This window comes from Chitinophagales bacterium (assembly GCA_019694975.1).
In the GTDB taxonomy this organism is placed as follows: Bacteria; Bacteroidota; Bacteroidia; order Chitinophagales; family UBA10324; genus JACCZZ01.
Map to the genome: position 1 here is coordinate 562,957 of JAIBAY010000003.1, position 17,554 is coordinate 580,510.

Consider the following 17,554-nt stretch of genomic DNA (forward strand, 5'->3'; position numbering starts at 1 on the left):
AACGGGGGTAAACTTCACCAGGTGTTCAAACCTTCATTTGATGGGAAGCTCATTATCAGCGAAAAGATGCTTTTCCAAAAGATAACCTACATACATCACAATCCGGTAAAAGGTAAATGGAACCAGGTTAGTGATTATGTTTTATACGAGCATTCAAGCGCTGCATTTTATGAATCAGGAAGATCCTGCAAATTTCCGCTAACTCATTATTCAGAAATTTTAAGTGGTTAAATGATAAATTATTAAAGACACCTATGAATTCCCCCGTGTCCCGCCACCTCTCATCACAAACCTGCAGGCGGAGAAACGGGGGCGGTGTACAAAATATATGATAAATAAAAAAAGTAATCTGTTTTTTTTGAATGTTGATTAATTCATGTTTCTTTGTGTATATTATTGCAATAATTTGATATTTTTGTTAATGCAAGTTGTCTAACCATAAAATTTTTTGCTATGAAAAAAGTTGCATTAGTCATTCTTTCTATTATTACGGTGCTAATACAGCCTGTTTCAGCACAGTTGCCTGGCGTAATTGCTTATTACAGCTTTGAAGGAAATGCTGACGACCAAAGCGGAAATGGATTTGATGCCGAACTTGTTGGTAATGCTGTTGCGAATGGCTTTCTTAAATTAGATAATACAACTTCAAGTTATTTACTTTTACCACCAGCTGTTATGGATGGAATGACCGATTTCAGCATCACTTTTAGGATACAGTTTAGGCGGTTTCATAAATCTGGCAACTTCCCTACAAATCATATCTTAACTGGCTCTTCTTCATCATTGGATCGAATCGGCCTATCCTATGAAAGGATCAACCTTACCTGGAGACTTGCATTGAATGGCACCACGTATAGTTTCTCAGATCTTCTCACAGCTAATACCTGGTATTGTGTTGTAGTCACCCGGTCCGGAAATCAGGCCAAATTATATGTTGATGGTGAACTGGTCAGTGGCACAACTGTAAATACTTCTCCAATTCCCTGCACTTCTTTGTTAATTGGGCAGGAAGAAGATTGCAGCGGCGGTTGCTTTGCACAAAACCAATGTACTAATGGGAAAGTAGATGAGCTTGCTTTTTATGATCACGCAATAAGCCCGGATGATGTTGTTTCAATTTGTAACACTGCGTTTGAAAAACTGTACCCTGATGATCAATCACAGAAGCTGCAGGACATCTATCCTAATCCGGCAATTGATTTCATAAGTATTCCGCTGGAAACAGCGAATGTTCAATTTGTTGAAATCTACAATTTAATGGGAGAATTAGTAATCCGTGAAATATATACAAGAACAATTGATGTTAAAGACTTGTCCTCTGGCATGTATCTGATTTGTCTGAAAAGGACTGATGGTAAATTAGTCAAATCCGGAAAATTTATCAAGGAGTAGCCTGGCAGTTATTAGGTGCACAGTATTCAGTGATCAATTGGTTATTCGGAAACTGTCCTATAAATTGTAATAGCTAGTACTTGATCTGACAGTTGTTTTTTTTGATTTGGTCAAATTCATTTACGAGTTCAGGTTTTCTTCAGGCACATGGGACAAAGATGATCTTACACCGCCCCCGTGTCTCCGCCTGAAAGCTTGCGCTGCGAGGTGGCGGGACACGGGGGAATTCTTGGTCTGTATCTGAAAATTAGCAATACACATTCTTATCTTACATCGCCGCTGCATCAAAATCGGAGGACATCCCGTGTTACGAGGATTAAAAATCCTCTTCTCATTAAGCCCGGATTACAAATCACTTCTGTTCGAAACATGCTCAAAAGCTTGCTGGGCATACGTTACAGGCAATCTGCTTTAGAGATTTTTGCACTGAAAATGCAATGGGTTACTATTGGCACCTTGCTTTTCCTGGGGGGAGAATAGTTCATGACTATTTGAGATAGAATTTTATGTTCACTTTTCCCAATAGAAATATGAATGAAAGTTAAACCAGTTATGGGTTCTGAAGGTTTCGAACACCTATGATTACAAATCCGGACTAACGGGGGAACATTTGAATACAAGGCAGGACAGAATCATTATTATTACCTTGATTGGGTGAGGACCAATCAGCCCGGCTTGATTTTAACTGATCGCAATTGAAAAACCCGTTTCAATGAAAAACATTCTCCTGTACCCTTTGATTCTATTTTCATTCCATGCATACTGCCAGAACGATCTGCTGCAAATGGATTGGGCAAACCTTGAGAAGTATGCTGCTGCCAATGCAATCATGAAGCCACCGGCGGCAAAGGAACAGCGCATCGTTTTTATGGGAAATTCCATTACGGAAGGCTGGTTGAACATTGACAGTTCCTTCTTCACAGGCAAGCCCTATGTTGACCGCGGCATAAGCGGACAAACAACGCCGCAGATGCTGGTTCGGTTTCGCCAGGATGTGGTTGACCTGAAACCCGCTGCCGTGGTGATACTTGCCGGCACGAATGACATTGCAGAAAACACCGGGCCTGTCACCCTGGATTTCATTTTCGGAAACATTGTTTCTATGGCTCAACTGGCTAAAGCAAATCACATCCGTGTTATTCTTTGCGCTGTTCTTCCTGTGTACGATTATCCCTGGCATCAGGGGCTGGAGCCGGCGCAGAAAATCAGGGACCTGAATGTGATGATTCGATCCTATTGCACACAACAGCATATCGTATATGTTGACTATTATTCCGCCATGGCGGATGAACGTGGCGGGCTTGACAAAAAATATTCTGATGACGGCGTACATCCCACCCTTGCCGGTTACCGGGTGATGGAGCCATTAGTGGAGAAAGCTATTAAAGTGACGCTCCAGCAGAAGCAATAAAGCCTGATCAGAAATCCGGACGAACGGCCCTGATTGTTATTAAAAATATAAAGGCTTCACACTATTTAACAGCCACCAGCAAATGCCTGGCACTCGTTCGCGCTTCACAAATGCTCAACAGCAAACAAGCGCCAGTTTATTCCAATGCTGATTCAATTCCGTCCGCGGTATTTTGCCCATGCATTGTTATATGCAAGCAATAGCTCAAATGCAATACTTCGGGTCGCCTTCCAGAATTTCCTGCTCAAGCTCAGGTGCCTCCCCTGCCTTCCATAAACGTGTACGATGTACAACACGGTAAACCAAAGGTCCTCCGTCAGGCTGGTCACTGCGTTCAAACGGTATGGGTATGCATACAAATTCTGTCGAAAGCTGATCGCTAGCGGCTGTCACCAATCCATAGCCGTGGCCACCAAAGTCGAGCAAAGATAAATGCGGCGCAACGTCAGGATTGCTCACGGCACGGGCTTGCTCCATATCTCCGGTCTCCTGTAACTTAAGCGTCGACATTACTCCATGCATGGCAGTAACGTTCACTGAAGGGATCATCGTGCCATCGGGCTGATCAATCAGTTGAAGCACACGCTTCGGGTTATCTTTCTTCATGGTTACTTCCAATACTTCGAAAAGCGTCTGCTGTGAAATAGAACCGGTAATGAATTCCACTCCTAATGGTTCATATTTATTGGGCGGCAGTGCCTTAGAAGCTAAGCCCGCAAGAAACGCATGACGGTCACCGCCGACAATACAAAAGCCTGTGATTTTCTGATCGCGTATGAAATCAAATATGATGTCTTTATCACGAAGGAAACGATTGTCCATTACCGCATACCCGGCATCTTTAGGCCACGCACTTCCTAACTCGCCGGGTAAATTCTGATAATCGCAGCGCACTTCCATGGTGCCAAAACCGTGTCCCCATATTTTCCAGCGCGCTGTAGAAGTTCCGAGCTGCTCTAAGACCCACTGTCTTTGCTCGCTGCCGAGATACGTCTGGGCATGATACTCCTTCCCCGGATTCGGAAAATCCTTGCCGTTGAAACGAATGGTATCCGGCGGATGGTCACCATTATAATGACGACCATAATCCATAATTTCAAAAGGCACTTGTGGCGATACCCGGGGATACTCAGGAACATCAAAATTATCATCCCATATTCCGGGAGAGCGGAAGGACCAATTATCGGTCAGCAGCAAATCGACATTCATGCCCCAGCGCAGTACACGCTGAATCTTCAGACTGTTTATCGCAAGTAAATTGTTTGGCTCTTCTGAAAGTCCGTCGTCGTTGAACTCCTCCATGGGTGTATCCACCACTTTCGGAGCAATGAAGTGATCTAACTTTGGATTGCCGGGTTGTTGCACCCTCGCAGGGATGAACTCCCACCACGCCTGGTTGGCAAACACTTTCTGGTTTTGTGCAGGAGCATTGTAGCCGCCTCCTGCCACATACTGACTTTGATATCCTGCCCAGGCAAATTCGTGATTGTCCCAAATGCACACAAATGGCCAACGGGCACGTGCATCCTGCAAATCGGGATCTTCAAGATAGGCACGGTAGAGTGTACGATAATCCTCCAGCGTAACGGGCAGATAAAAATTGCTCACCTTTCTGCCTTGCGGGAACTTATAGAGATTCCTGATCCGACGGCCGCGGTTGCCCTCCGGGTTATCTTCTGCATACCAGGTGACTTCGTAAATAAAATCACCCAGGTGCAATACAAAATTAAGTTGTTGATCTACTGGCTTTGACTCATCTTCATAGATCATCTTCCGGTAAGCATTCAGTCCGGCTTCGTTAGGGCATTGGCAACTCACGAATGTAAAACGAACGGTTGCATCCGAATCATCAGCGGGTGCTGTCATTGTACGACCGATGCGGCTCGCGAAACCCTTCTCATCAATAAAACGGTACCAATACTCACGGTTGGATTCGAGATCTGCAGCAATGAAATGACAGGTCCAATCTGCATCAGCACTGATCTTTGCAGTACCACCAGCGAGTATTTTTTTGAAGTCAGGAGTCGTTGAAATCTCAACAACTAACTTTTCAGCAACGCTGTCGTTTACAGGTGGACGTCTTGTCCACAAGATGACACTGTTGGATGTCGGGTCACCCGATGCTACTCCTTGTGGAAAGAGGTCACGGCGTTCAATAGCGGGTGTGGGAAGTTTGTTTGCCCAACCTTTTGTTGTTGCTATCGCGAAGCCGGCGAGCAAGGATGTTTGTAAAAACTCACGGCGGGATATATTCATTTGATTTCAGCACTAATGGCTAGCTAAGATGCTGAGGGAACACGCCAGGAAATAAAATTTTCGACCAATTGCCTGTTTGAATATACCAGCTTTCGCATGGGGCAGTAAATAGTAGCTGCAATCCACAAAAAAAAGATGCCATAGCTACAAGCCAGGGGCTACGTGGGGCAGAGGTACGCGTGCGAAACGCGCGCCATTTAAGGACTCTGCCGGGAAGTAAAAATTGAAGCATTTGTGCTTCTCTGACATGCCTTCACAAGACAACGAAGACAGTTATCATTGCTGAATATGCATCCCAAACAATGATAAGCTGCTTCCGTTCTGGACGCGTCACAGACGCGCGCCAGAAGGAGTAATAGACTTTTGGAGATCGGCTTCTTTTGAAAGAGTTCATATAGACACGCGCGAAACGCGCGCACCACCGAGGGGCGCCAGAAGGAGAAAACGATTGGTGAAATAAATGAAGGCAGAAAAGAGTGATTGATGAGTGCCATTGAGTTTGCTGGCAGAACCAATCGAAAAGTTAGCGTTTTGCTCTTACTAACTCAACTTCTTTGGTAATTTCTTCTAAAGACGGAGGATTTGATGAAGCTTTCTCACGAAGTCTGGTTACGACTTTCAAAAAACTGTCTTCGGAGTTTTGCTTAATAGAAACAAGGTTTAGATCCGCAAGATCCTGAAGAGGCTTAATTGCCTTTGGGTTTAGTATGTCAACTTGGTAAGTCATGATGTTTTAAATATAGTGGATTTTGATAAATGTAGCGGTCGTCCTAGCATGACCGCTAACGGCCACAGCTTTGTGTTCGGCAGGGCATTTGAAAAACTTCCCGCCCGGAACTGGAGCCGATTAAAGATTCTGAAGTTGAGAATATATTCTGCTGCTCATCGGTGTTCGGCCAGCCGGATATGCAGCTGATCGTAGCACTAAGATGTAATCGCTACTATTTAATCTGACAGACAGTGGATGTCTTTTTAGCGATGTGGAAAACGCGAAATGCGTTTACCACATCGTAATAATAGCAATAGTTCATGATTCAGATTTATTCAAAATCTTCTTTCAATCCTTTCATCACAACAAACTTTCTGAAATAAATTATGTTGGCTGTGTCTTTTAGTTTTCTGTCCGCTTCCTCTTTAAATTCATCTGAGGTATATTGTGTCACATAGCAATGTAATGCTTCTATCGCTTTCCTTTCGTCCTCATCTGTATAGCTGACTTTGACATTAACGTATTGTTCATCTATATAACTTCCAGGGTCTACGGAGTCAACTCCCTTTTTCCATGCAAAATGATATAACGGATATTTTTCAACCCAGCCCTCTGCAAGAAGCAATTCTGTTACTGTAGCGCCAACGACAATGTGTTCAGAATGGTGAGTATCACCGTCAGGCCCAGCCGTTATTATTATGTCAGGATTAATTAAAGGTATTTTTATTTTCAAAGAGTCCATGAATCGCTGATGTTCTTTAAAGTAGTTACCTGTTCCGATTTTTGTATCCAGCCTTTCTATTCCCAAAAAAATCGGAGGCTCTATCCCTAATGTCTTACAACCACAAATTGATTCTGTCCTTCTTATAGCTCCCAGTGAATCTCCTTCGGGGATTTTTGTAACTCTCGTTCCTCCCTTTCCATCTGTTGCAACAATTACGAAAACTTTTTTACCAAGTCTTGCATATTTAGTAAGCACCTCGCTTATGGCTGTTTCATCGTCAGGATGGGCTCCAATGAAAAGAATTGTCTTTTTCTTTTCTGTGTTTTGTGCGTCACAAAAGGAGGATAAAGAAATCAGTAGTGCTAGTAATAATTTGTAATGCATGGTCTATGCGTTATAATATCTGAAAGATAGAGGTATCGCCAATAGTTGCACACAACGGTCGAGGCTATATGCCGTAAGGGTATGCGGGCTACTTCCCTGTCCACCGACACCGAAGTTTGAGCGGGGCAGAATGCTTGAATTACCACTAAAGCCATTATTGTATATAGCCTTTGTTGGCATTTCGTTTTTATCTGCTATTTATAGTTTGGTGTGATGTCTAAAATATCTTGTTCTTTCATCTCATCAAATGTTATATGAACAATTTCATTACCTATTTTCGAAAAGTCAATCGCTTTGATGTTGATACTCCTTACTCTTCTATTATGCTGGGTATGGAAATTTAAAGTCATGTCGCTTAAATTCCATGCAGTTGTCCATATTGTGGAGCTTCTCATAATATCCACATTATTTCCTGCTCCCGAACCTTCTGCTCCATCAGGTCCTAACGGCAAATTAAAGTTGTCAAGTATTCTAAATGCTTCGTAAACACCTTCCTTCGCATTTTCAATTTTCCTTGCAGATTGTGTCCATGCAACAGCCCTGACAAATCGGGAAGGTGGTGTATTGTCTCCTGGAAGCCCAATCATTCCGGAACCAGCACCGGTTGGAGTAAACTTAACTCCTGACAAAGTCCTGGGCTCTAATGAAAACATGGAAAGATTTAGGTAGTTGCTTAAATTGGTCATATGCCAATCGTAGTTTGGAGCATTTGTAATAACACCAAGAGGCGCATCATATATCTTTGGTACTCCCGCTGTAAATTCTATCACAATTGAAGTACCTGACTTGTCTGTAACCATCCAATGCGCTTCAACGATAATACCAATTGCTTTTTCAACAACCCCTACAACAGTAATCTTCTGCATACCTGCTTTTACTTCTTCGATGCTGGAAAACTGAGATAAAATATAAGTAGTTAAATCCTGAGCCGAAATAGAATTAGCAGCATTGGATTTATTGTATTCCGGATATTTTGCATATCCCGGATGATAAAATAAACCTACAGCCAACCCTTTTTCGTTCATGCCATCAGCTAAATAATCTTTGCCAAGCATATCAAGGGCTATAATACCGTGTTTAACCGTAAACTTCTTACCGTTATTTCCATCAGGAGTAAGTCCTATAAACTCATACCCTCTGGGGATAATAGCTACCCGGGAATGTAAATCAAAAGCTCCCCATTCCATGGTTCTCGCATAAACTACCCCACCATCTTTTGCTTTGAGCCGAATGCCGGTACAAGCTGAAACGTTATAATTTCCTATCAAAAGGAATAATAATCCCAATAATTTGATTGAATTTTTCATATTATGTATTTTAAAGTTAATTATTCTGTTAATGATGTCTGTCACAATGAATGCCAACGACGACAAACGTTTTGCGGCTTGGCGAAGGTGGCGATTTAACCACTAAACTTCATACGAAGAACCGCACTTCAATTATACGAAAAACCGTCATACGAAGCACTGAACCGCCACTTTTGCCAAACCGCTGTTAGCAGATGCCGTTCTTTCTGTCCGAAGTGGTGTCGTGTCCAGTCAGCACACAGTCCGCGCGGTGGGAAAAATAAATTGATAAAAAAAGTGTGCTTTTTTATTGGGTGGGAGAAAAAATAACTCTTAAAAACTTTGGACACAGCGTTGCCTAATGCGGTTTTTAAGAGTGTATTTTTTGTGAGTGGCTTTTTAATCTGGCTTGCTGATACCTAAATTCTCTTTTACATGCAAGTCAGCGTTTTCATTTATGGTTTTAATAAACGCTGCAATACTTTTTCTGGAAATGGCAGTGCCGGTTTCGGGTTCGCCTTTGTGTGTAAGATAATAGTCTACTTCGTTGGCATTAGTAAACCAGTTCGGGCGAAGTATAGTGTAGTTGAGGTTTGATGCTTCTATGATATCGGCTAATTTGCGGTAGGGAATTAAAACAGATTTCAAAGGCGTTTCATAAATGCCGATAGAACTGATGGCAATAATTCGATGAACGTTTGTTTCGTTCATTGCCTTTACAATGTTGTTTGTCATTGCTTCGAGATTACCGGCAAGGTTTACATAAACGATTTGATGACCTGCAATTGCATTCTTTACACTGTCATAATTCATCGCATCGCCTTCTATAACAGTGCAGACCTCGGCAATGCTTTTTGATAAGTTGTTTTTGTTTCTTACAAACAATGTAAGCTTTACATTTTGCAATTGCTTCAATGCTTCAATTACATATTGCGCAAGACTTCCGCTTGCTCCGATGATGATTACTTTATTCGTTTGATTACCGTCCCACCAATTTTTGCAAGTGTTCGGGATAGCGTTCGCCTTGTAATTTAATTTGTGATGAAGCAATTTCTATTTCACGAAGTTCATCCGTTGTAAACTCAACATTAACTGCGCCAATGTTTTCTTCTAATCGATGCAATTTTGTTGTGCCGGGTATTGGAACAATCCACGGCTTTTGAGCAAGCAGCCAAGCCAATGCAACTTGTGCAGGAGTAGCTTTTTTCAGCGATGCAATTTTGTTGAGCAAATCAACCAAAGCCTGATTTGCTTTTCGTGCTTCAGGTGAAAAGCGGGGAACAATATTTCTGAAATCGGTGCTGTCGAACTTTGTGTTCTCATCTATTTTACCGGTTAGAAAACCTTTGCCAAGCGGACTGAACGGAACGAAGCCAATTCCTAATTCTTCAAACGTGGACAGTAAATCTGTTTCGGGTTGTCGCCAAAACAAAGAGTATTCGCTTTGCACGGCAGTAACTGGTTGCACAGCATGTGCTTTGCGAATTGTATTTGCTGTTGCCTCTGATAGCCCGAAGTGCTTTACTTTACCTTCTTTGATTAAATCTTTTACCGCACCTGCCACCTCTTCAATCGGCACATTTAAATCAACACGATGCTGATAGAGTAAATCAATCGCATCAATCTTTAATCTCCTCAAAGATGCTTCTGCAACTTCTCGGATATGCTCGGGCCGACTGTCTAAGGTGCTCCACTTACCGCTGTCTGCATCATTTGGCTTAAAGCCAAACTTTGTTGCAATAGCAACTTGTCCTTTAAATGGAGCTAATGCTTCACCAAGTAATTCTTCATTAGTGAACGGACCGTAAACTTCTGCGGTATCAAAAAATGTAATCCCTTTTTCAACTGCTGAACGGATGAGTGCAATCATTTCTGTTTTGTCGGCTGGTGCACCATAACCGAAACTCATTCCCATGCAGCCTAAACCTAATGCAGATACTTCTAAGTTGCTGTTTCCTAATTTTCTTGTTTTCATTTTAATGTATATTTCTTGTTTATTTCTTTGCCGGTGCTTCCACTCCAGAAAAAGCAAGTACTGCTGCCGGTAATCTTTCGCCTACAATTTGAATGGCATCTAATTGTTTATTGAATTCGTTCAACTCTTCAGCGGTAAATTTGACATCATCTGCTCCTATATTTTCTATCATGTGTGGCATTTGTGTCGTACCGGGTATTGGAACAATCCAAGGTTTTTGCGCAAGCAGCCAGGCAAGTGAAATCTGAGCAGGAGTAGCTTGCTTATTTTCGCTCCAATTTTTCAATAAACCCACGAGTGCCAGGTTGTGAGGCAAATTTTCTGAAGAAAACCGAGACTCAATGCCACGGATGTCACCTTCAGCGAACCTTGTTTTGGCATCAATGGCTCCGGTCAGAAAGCCCACTCCAAGCGGACTCCAACAAACGAAGCCAATGCCGAGTTCCTCACAAAGAGGGATAATTTCTTTTTCGGGACCACGCCATAACAAAGAGTACTCGTTTTGTATAGCAGAAACAGGATGAATAGCATGTGCTCGCTTTACGGTTTTTATACCCGGTTCAGAAAGTCCGTAATGCAATACCTTTCCTTCTTTTATCAAATCTTTTATCGCACCCACCACATCTTCAATGGGAACATTAGGGTCCACGCGATGTTGATACAACAAATCAATACGGTCGGTGCGCAAGCGTTTCAACATTTGCTCAACTACTTTTTTGATATGTTCCGGCTGGCTGTTCTGACCGGGTAAACGAACGCCCGTTTCAGCGTCAATGTTCCAACCAAACTTTGTTGCAATAACAACTTTGTCTCTAATAGGTATGAGCGCTTCGCCAAGAATACGTTCGACTTCCAGAGGACCGTATGCTTCAGCGGCATCGAATAAAGTAACACCTCGGTCGTAAGCTGTGCGAATGATATTAATCATTTCTGACCTGGTTGGAATAGTCATTTGATAGGTGCGGCTCATGTTCTGAACTCCCAGTCCAATACTGGAAACTTCAAGAGTTCCGAGTTTTCGTCTGCCGGAAATATTTTTATCTGTCTTTCCCTTGCTGGCTGAATTTGCAGATACTTTTAAAGGGAATGGGAAAAGTGCAGCACCCGCTAATGCAAGTCCGGATTTAAGAAGGTCGCGCCTGTTAATGCCTCTTGCGCTATTGTCTATAATAGAATTATCCATGATTACTTAATTGAGATTTTCTTAAGAGTAATAGTTCTTTCGCCTAACCCTTTAACCAACCATATTCACTCATCCATTTTACAATGACGGGGTCACGGTGACTAAAAAGCAGGCTCTGCTTTGTATCCAAAGTTTGGATGCTATTCATATCTTCATCAGTTAGCTTGAAATCAAAAATGCTGATGTTTTCAATCATCCTTTCCTTGCGCACTGACTTAGGAATTGCAACCACCTTCCTTTGTGTTAACCAGCGAAGAATAACCTGCGCAACGGTTTTATTGTACTTCGCTCCAATAGCAGCCAGTACATCATTAGTGAATACACCGTTCATTCCTTCAGCAAATGGTCCCCAGGCTTCTATCTGCACATTATTGTCTTTTAAAAATTGTTGGGTTTCATGTTGCTGATTGAAAGGGTGAGTTTCAATTTGGTTAACTGCTGGTGTAAAACCACTATTGGAAATTAAATCCATTAATCTGTCTGGTAAAAAATTACATACACCAATTGCTTTAATTTTTCCTGCATTATATAGCTCCTGCATAGCACGCCACGAACCGAAAATATCACCAAAGGGTTGGTGTATCAGGTACAGGTCAATGTATTCAAGCTGTAACGCTTCAAGCGATCTTTGAAAAGCAGCCATTGTCTTTTCATAGCCTGCTTCCTTACTTCCAAATTTGGTCGTAATAAACAATTCCTCTCTGGGAACCCCACTTCCTTTAATGGCGTTTCCTATTGCCTGTTCATTACCGTAAAGTTCTGCCGTATCGAATAATCGATACCCTGCTTCAATTGCATTAAGTACTGCTGTCTCGCATTCAGCACCCATAATTTGCATAACGCCAAAACCTAAAATTGGCATTTCTACTCCGTTGTTCAATTTTACTTTTTCCATTTTTTATTTAATTATTTGACTGCAAAGTACAGGACTTAAAATGGGTTGCATGGTACATGGATTACTGCATTATCTACCATTTTTCCTGATTGCTATGCCAAAATGTAAAAGAGCACCTTGCAATTCCTAACTTTGCATTATAAATCAGTAAAAACATGAGCCAGTTATTCCGGTTTGATACAGTAAGCGAATACAATGCATTGAATAATCATCCGACATTGCATCCGTTGGTAAGTGTAATTGATTTTTCAAAAGCCGACCCGCGTTCGTGGGGAGGAGAAAAAAATGTGAAAATAAATTATGGCTTGTATTGCATATTCCTCAAGGAGGTAAAATGTGGAGATTTAAAGTATGGGAAAAATTATTATGATTACCAGGATGGAACATTGGTTTTTGTTGCACCGGGACAGGTAATGGAAATTCAAAACACCGGTGAACCATATCAACCCAAAGGTCATGCGTTAGTTTTTCATCCCGACCTGATACGGGGCACTGCGCTTGCTAAAACCATACACGAGTATAGTTTTTGGGGTTATCAATCAAGTGAAGCATTGCATCTATCAGAAAAAGAAAGGCAAATTGTTTTAGATTGCTTTTCAAAAATAAATTTTGAACTGCAACAAGGTATTGATAAACATAGCAAGAAGCTTATTACTTCAAACATAGAATTATTTCTTAATTATTGTGAACGTTTTTATGACAGGCAATTCATAACAAGAGATAATGCCAATAAAGGAATTTTAGAAAAGTTTGAAAATCTGCTTAATGGTTATTTCACCTCTGACAAGCCGCAAAATATTGGATTACCTTCCGTTGCTTATTGTGCTGATGAACTTAATTTATCTCCCAATTATTTTGGTGACCTGATAAAAAAAGAAACTGGTAAAACAGCGAAGGAATATATACAGGACACAATTATTGATGTTGCAAAAAATAAAATTTTTGAGGGAGATAAAACTGTAAATCAAATCGCTTATGAATTAGGATTCAAATACCCTCAACATTTTACAAGGTTATTTAAACAGCAGGTTGGATATACACCAAACAAGTATAGAAATTTGAATTAGGAAGTTTAAAAGCATTGACGAAAACACTCTTTCATTTTTTTTGGGTCATGCTGCATCATTAGCTGTTTCTCCCATCATCATATTGTAATGTGTAATCGCTACTATTTAATCTGACCAACAGCGCCAATATTGCTGCGTAAATAAAAGGTTTAACAACGCAATCCCCATAACAAATTATAGCCCTCATTACCGGGAAAAACTCCCGGAGGTTCCGTGCAACATCGGCTTCATTGTTCGTGCTCTGTACGCAACGAAGCCTTGGTTGTTAGCTGCCGATTTTCTGGTCATCTATTCTTACCGTCATAATAGTTGCAGTCATTTTGGCAATAAGCTTTGTTTCGGTTTCATCATATACAAATCCATCACAAACAGTCAAGGTTTTTCCTGATTGCAAAACCTTTCCAATTGCAATGAGTTTGTTTGCTTTTGCTGGCTTAAGAAAATTCACTTTGAACTCTACGGTCAGTACTTCTACGTTGTCTGTCGCCATTGTCAGAACCGAATAACCACAAGCACTGTCAACAATACTGGTCGCAACACCTGCGTGAAAATAATCGTGTTGTTGAGTCAAGTTGGGTGAAAAGTCACAAGTAATTTTCACCTGTCCTTTTTCAACCGAAGACAACTCTGCGTTTAAGGTTTTCATTAAACCTTGTTTGTCAAAACTTTTCCTAATTCTATCGTAGTTCATTATGCCTGATTATGCGTAATACCTTTTGAAAACCGTCAATCTTATTCTGTTCGTTGTGTTGGTTCTAAATGGCAGCTAACGTTTTACAAATTTGCGATGGGCAGGCTTTCTAGGACAAAGTTCATTCGGCAAATTACTCTTCGATTATCCGCAAAACTGCCTGCGGGAACAGAAACCCGCCTATCGCAAATTTGTATGTTAGCTGAAGCGGTATTAAAAGTCAAGGACAATAGAAAGATTTGTCTTTATGAGCTCGATTTGTTCTTGATCAAGATCTCCAATCTTTTTTAATAACCTTTTATTATCAATGGCACGAATCTGATCAATCATGATATCGCAATTTTCCTTCAATTTTGAGGATCCTTTCGTCAGATGAACTCTTAATATATTTGCATCAACTTTTACATTTGTCGTTATGGGACACACTATAGTTGATGGATGAAATTTATTCAACAAATCAGACTGAATTACTGCTACTGGTCTTGTTTTACCCGGCTCTGTGCCGAATCTTGGATTTAAATCAGCAATCCAGATTTCATATTGCTTAATCTTCATCCTGTAATTTTTCAAACTGGGCCAGCACTTTCATTGATTCTTCCTGCACTATTTTGGATTCCTTTTGTAATTGATCAGAGATTAACTTTCTTTTTTGAAGAAGATTATAAAATTGTACAGCTTCATTAATATAACGATTTCTGTTTTTACTGATTCTTGCAGTAATTCTTTCTGTCTCCTTAAAGACAGTATCATCCATTTTTAAAGAAAGGTTTTTCATTTCAAAGATTTTTCCGAAGGTATATACAAAAAGTATATCTCCCAAATTTGGAGAACTCTCAACCGTTTCAGCTAACGTTTTGCAGTTACAAGAAGTTGGCGATTTCGGAGCAAGAAACTATCTGCCAGCAATGCACTTTATACGAAGCAGAAATGTCCCTTTAAGCACTTCACCGCCAATTTCTGAAACCCCCTGTTAGCGGTTCGTGCAATTATTTGTCGTGCCGTGTCGTTTGAAGTTTCGCAGTCATTTTATTACTGCAGTGATTTGGTAAATGTCGGAACGGCTGTTTCCATGTGTCCGAATGTTGGATAAACTTCACTTTTCACTTTTATATTTTTAAGTCTATTGCTTGCTAACAAAGTTACAAAGGAATTGAAATTGTCAACACCTTCTGTTTCATTCCCTCCATCTTCGCTACCCTCTCTTGCCCCATAAGTTAAAAATAGGTTTTGTAGTTTTAAGTTGTCGTTGTATGAGATGTTTTGAAATTGTTTTATTAAATAATTGTTGCAATAGTCAAGCGTAGGGCTTGCAGCAACATAATTTTTAAAAGTTCTATTTTTGTCAAACATCATTTGTTTCAGAGCATATAAAGTGAAAAAACCGCCTAATGAATGTCCCATTAGAGTTCTGTTGCTTGTGTCAGTCCGATAAGCTTTGTCAATGTATGGGAGCAATTCACATTTGATAAAAGATAAAAACTTGTCAGCACTTCCGCTAATTGTAAAACTGTCTTGAGATAATGCTTTCGGAAATGTGTAATCTCTGTTTCGCAAAGAATCCATTAACATAAAATCCTTATAACCTATACCAACTAAAATTGTATTCACTTTGTTTTCTCTAATTGCATCAGAAACAATGTCAAAATAAACATTTGCATCTAAGAGATAAGTCACAGGAAAGTTTGAATTCTTTTTCTTTATGTAATCCTTTGGTAAACTGATGAAAATAGAAAAGGAATCTTTTACAAAATCGGAAAATAAAGTGGTAGTAGGGATTGACTCCTCCTCTTCCGAGCCCTGATGTTTATTTTTATTTTTTTCATCTGCAACAAGTGCCGTGATAAAGAGCCGATAATGATGTGGGGGAACATTCCATTCACCCTGACTGCTTGTCCTAACAAAACTTTTTGATGAACCTCCCAACTTAATTTCATAATAAATTGGTTTGTTCTTTTTTTGGATTGGAATAAATTCAAGAGCAACAACAAAACTTCCTTTCAGATATACTTTGTATTTTGTCAAATCAAATTTTAGCCAACCCTCATTAATTTGCTTTGTTTCAATAATACACTTTTCAATAATTCTTTCAGTTGGCCTATTTCCATTATAGCCATAAAAATTAATTCTGAATACTCCACTGTCACTTCTTGATTCGTTTATGTGTAGATTTACGGAAGTGATTCTAGAAATTGCGGTGTCAAGTTTTATCAGTTGAGCAATTTCAAAAATATCGTTTTGATTTGTGCTACCATCGGTAAAATGAATTATTGCCCCATCATTTATAATTCCAAACTTTTGTTCAACTAATTTGCTGGCAGTTACTATAACGGATTTTATTTCTGCTTTTTTTAATTTCAGCTGGAATGTCTTTTGATTCGTTGTTACAATATTTTTAATTGCCACATTCAATTCCGAGTATCCAACCATTGAAAAAGTCAGAGTGTCATTTTCATTCTTTGTCGGAATTATTATTGAGAAAGTTCCGTCAGCCATTGAGCTTGTTCCAATGTTTTTCTCCTTGATCCCGATGTTTACAAATGGTAAAACTATTTGATTAGTCGAATCAATAACAACTCCTGTCAACGTTATTTGAGCAATTGATGAAACGCAAATTCCAAAAATGAAAATCAGTGTAAAAAGAAATCTATGCGTCATTTATAATGTTTGTATTTTGAAGTTAGTATGAAGTTGGCATACACCTTGTCCGAAGCGATTTACCAATGCAGTGATGCAGTTCATATTTTTACTCATTGTTGTATGCTTATCATCGTTGCAGTCATCTTAGCGATAAGATTTTCTTCCTTACTGTCGTAAACAAAACCCTCACATACGGTAAGTGTTTTTCCTGATTGGAGAACCTTACCAATTGCAATTAGCATATCAGTTTTTGCCGGACTAATAAAATTTATTTTAAACTCAACTGACAAAACTTCTTTATCATCTGGCATCATGGTCAATGCAGCATAACCACAAGCACTGTCAACAATGCTTGTTGCAACTCCCGCATGAAAGAAACCATGTTGCTGTGTCAAACCATTTGAAAACTCGCAAGCAATTTTTACTTGTCCTTTTTCTACTGATAACAATTGCGCGTTCAATGTCTTCATCAAACCTTGCTTGTCAAAACTTTGCTGAACTCGGCTTTTGTAATCGGTATCTTTCACGATAAAGCTCATTTATATTTCTGTTAATTACTTGCAGTCAGTTTCAAGTTAGCACAATGTTTCATCGGAGCGAAATAATTGCGGATAACGAATGGGGCTTTGCGTTGGTGGGCGTTTGAAACGATCAACGGTTTCGCTGTAATAAAGTTAAACCCGGATTTTGCAGTAGGAATTAAGTTTTAAGAGATAACGGCATTCCCACATCACGGACTAATTTCAGTAATCCCTCCATCCAGGGTCGTTTTTCTATTCTAACGGCAAGTTTGAGAATGCGTTTTGATCCTTGTTTTACAATCCAACCTCCGACTGCAAAGCAGTTGATTCTAATGCTGTGAAGCCGTTGCTGGGAGCTTGTTTGCGTCGTTACATGCTTGTACAGACTCATCAGATTATAGGCTACTGTGACCATGCGCATCG

The 17,554-nt window shown here is 40.2% G+C and carries 17 protein-coding genes; 3 read left to right on the forward strand and 14 right to left on the reverse strand.

Features of this window, described 5'->3' with window-relative positions; translation table 11 throughout:
• The first annotated feature begins 453 nt into the window (after positions 1-453).
• Positions 454-1,392 carry a T9SS type A sorting domain-containing protein gene (locus K1X61_08570; protein MBX7108683.1) on the forward strand — a complete coding sequence of 313 codons (939 nt, stop codon included), beginning with the start codon at positions 454-456 and terminating at the stop codon, positions 1,390-1,392.
• 712 nt (positions 1,393-2,104) lie between these two features.
• A complete protein-coding gene (locus tag K1X61_08575) occupies positions 2,105-2,803 on the forward strand; it encodes an SGNH/GDSL hydrolase family protein (GenBank protein MBX7108684.1) in 699 nt (232 codons plus the stop codon).
• A gap of 204 nt (positions 2,804-3,007) precedes the next feature.
• Here the strand turns inward: K1X61_08575 and K1X61_08580 are convergent, their stop codons facing one another.
• From K1X61_08580 to K1X61_08615, 8 genes are all read right to left on the reverse strand, one after another.
• Positions 3,008-5,059: an alkaline phosphatase D family protein gene (locus K1X61_08580; GenBank protein MBX7108685.1), complete on the reverse strand. Its 2,052-nt coding sequence runs from the start codon at positions 5,057-5,059 to the stop codon at positions 3,008-3,010.
• Positions 5,060-5,582: 523 nt separating this feature from the next.
• Positions 5,583-5,786: a hypothetical protein gene (locus K1X61_08585; GenBank protein ID MBX7108686.1), complete on the reverse strand. Its 204-nt coding sequence runs from the start codon at positions 5,784-5,786 to the stop codon at positions 5,583-5,585.
• A gap of 313 nt (positions 5,787-6,099) precedes the next feature.
• Positions 6,100-6,876, reverse strand: a complete 777-nt coding sequence (locus K1X61_08590) for a PIG-L family deacetylase (GenBank protein ID MBX7108687.1) — start codon at positions 6,874-6,876, stop codon at positions 6,100-6,102.
• 194 nt (positions 6,877-7,070) lie between these two features.
• Positions 7,071-8,183: a choloylglycine hydrolase family protein gene (locus K1X61_08595; GenBank protein ID MBX7108688.1), complete on the reverse strand. Its 1,113-nt coding sequence runs from the start codon at positions 8,181-8,183 to the stop codon at positions 7,071-7,073.
• Between the two features lie 378 nt (positions 8,184-8,561).
• On the reverse strand, positions 8,562-9,077 hold the full coding sequence (locus K1X61_08600) for an NAD(P)H-binding protein (GenBank protein MBX7108689.1): 516 nt from the start codon (positions 9,075-9,077) through the stop codon (positions 8,562-8,564).
• 64 nt (positions 9,078-9,141) lie between these two features.
• Positions 9,142-10,137 (reverse strand): aldo/keto reductase, encoded by a 996-nt coding sequence (locus K1X61_08605; protein MBX7108690.1) that lies wholly within the window; start codon positions 10,135-10,137, stop codon positions 9,142-9,144.
• A 19-nt stretch (positions 10,138-10,156) separates the two neighbouring features.
• The gene (locus K1X61_08610; GenBank protein ID MBX7108691.1) at positions 10,157-11,320 is read right to left on the reverse strand and encodes an aldo/keto reductase; all 1,164 of its coding nucleotides are present in this window, start codon (positions 11,318-11,320) and stop codon (positions 10,157-10,159) included.
• Between the two features lie 43 nt (positions 11,321-11,363).
• A complete protein-coding gene (locus K1X61_08615; GenBank protein ID MBX7108692.1) occupies positions 11,364-12,215 on the reverse strand; it encodes an aldo/keto reductase in 852 nt (283 codons plus the stop codon).
• A 155-nt stretch (positions 12,216-12,370) separates the two neighbouring features.
• Here K1X61_08615 and K1X61_08620 point away from each other — a divergent pair, with 155 nt between their 5' ends.
• Entirely contained in the window at positions 12,371-13,282 is a 912-nt protein-coding gene (locus K1X61_08620; GenBank protein MBX7108693.1) for a helix-turn-helix transcriptional regulator, read from the forward strand.
• Positions 13,283-13,547: 265 nt separating this feature from the next.
• On the opposite strand, the gene K1X61_08625 is transcribed toward K1X61_08620, so the two are convergent.
• The 6 genes from K1X61_08625 to K1X61_08650 all read right to left on the reverse strand — a co-directional run.
• Positions 13,548-13,973 (reverse strand): PaaI family thioesterase, encoded by a 426-nt coding sequence (locus K1X61_08625; GenBank protein ID MBX7108694.1) that lies wholly within the window; start codon positions 13,971-13,973, stop codon positions 13,548-13,550.
• 213 nt (positions 13,974-14,186) lie between these two features.
• Entirely contained in the window at positions 14,187-14,528 is a 342-nt protein-coding gene (locus tag K1X61_08630; protein ID MBX7108695.1) for a type II toxin-antitoxin system PemK/MazF family toxin, read from the reverse strand.
• Complete coding sequence (locus K1X61_08635) at positions 14,518-14,748, reverse strand: hypothetical protein (GenBank protein ID MBX7108696.1); 231 nt, start codon at positions 14,746-14,748, stop codon at positions 14,518-14,520. Before K1X61_08635 ends, K1X61_08630 begins: the two co-directional genes overlap by 11 nt.
• A gap of 254 nt (positions 14,749-15,002) precedes the next feature.
• A complete protein-coding gene (locus K1X61_08640) occupies positions 15,003-16,628 on the reverse strand; it encodes a carboxypeptidase-like regulatory domain-containing protein (protein ID MBX7108697.1) in 1,626 nt (541 codons plus the stop codon).
• Positions 16,629-16,720: 92 nt separating this feature from the next.
• A complete protein-coding gene (locus tag K1X61_08645) occupies positions 16,721-17,137 on the reverse strand; it encodes a PaaI family thioesterase (protein MBX7108698.1) in 417 nt (138 codons plus the stop codon).
• Positions 17,138-17,309: 172 nt separating this feature from the next.
• Positions 17,310-17,554 (reverse strand): hypothetical protein (locus K1X61_08650; GenBank protein MBX7108699.1); only part of this gene is annotated, 245 nt, incomplete at its 5' end.

Bases quoted from the DNA above. Each gene is read 5' to 3' on its own strand.
- K1X61_08610 (MBX7108691.1), bottom strand. From the start codon at position 11,320: ATGGATAATTCTATTATAGACAATAGCGCAAGAGGCATTAACAGGCGC.
- K1X61_08625 (MBX7108694.1), bottom strand. From the start codon at position 13,973: ATGAACTACGATAGAATTAGGAAAAGTTTTGACAAACAAGGTTTAATG.
- K1X61_08620 (MBX7108693.1), top strand. From the start codon at position 12,371: ATGAGCCAGTTATTCCGGTTTGATACAGTAAGCGAATACAATGCATTG.
- K1X61_08615 (MBX7108692.1), bottom strand. From the start codon at position 12,215: ATGGAAAAAGTAAAATTGAACAACGGAGTAGAAATGCCAATTTTAGGT.
- K1X61_08635 (MBX7108696.1), bottom strand. From the start codon at position 14,748: ATGAAAAACCTTTCTTTAAAAATGGATGATACTGTCTTTAAGGAGACA.
- K1X61_08605 (MBX7108690.1), bottom strand. From the start codon at position 10,137: ATGAAAACAAGAAAATTAGGAAACAGCAACTTAGAAGTATCTGCATTA.
- K1X61_08570 (MBX7108683.1), top strand. From the start codon at position 454: ATGAAAAAAGTTGCATTAGTCATTCTTTCTATTATTACGGTGCTAATA.
- K1X61_08580 (MBX7108685.1), bottom strand. From the start codon at position 5,059: ATGAATATATCCCGCCGTGAGTTTTTACAAACATCCTTGCTCGCCGGC.
- K1X61_08595 (MBX7108688.1), bottom strand. From the start codon at position 8,183: ATGAAAAATTCAATCAAATTATTGGGATTATTATTCCTTTTGATAGGA.
- K1X61_08590 (MBX7108687.1), bottom strand. From the start codon at position 6,876: ATGCATTACAAATTATTACTAGCACTACTGATTTCTTTATCCTCCTTT.
- K1X61_08640 (MBX7108697.1), bottom strand. From the start codon at position 16,628: ATGACGCATAGATTTCTTTTTACACTGATTTTCATTTTTGGAATTTGC.
- K1X61_08585 (MBX7108686.1), bottom strand. From the start codon at position 5,786: ATGACTTACCAAGTTGACATACTAAACCCAAAGGCAATTAAGCCTCTT.
- K1X61_08630 (MBX7108695.1), bottom strand. From the start codon at position 14,528: ATGAAGATTAAGCAATATGAAATCTGGATTGCTGATTTAAATCCAAGA.
- K1X61_08575 (MBX7108684.1), top strand. From the start codon at position 2,105: ATGAAAAACATTCTCCTGTACCCTTTGATTCTATTTTCATTCCATGCA.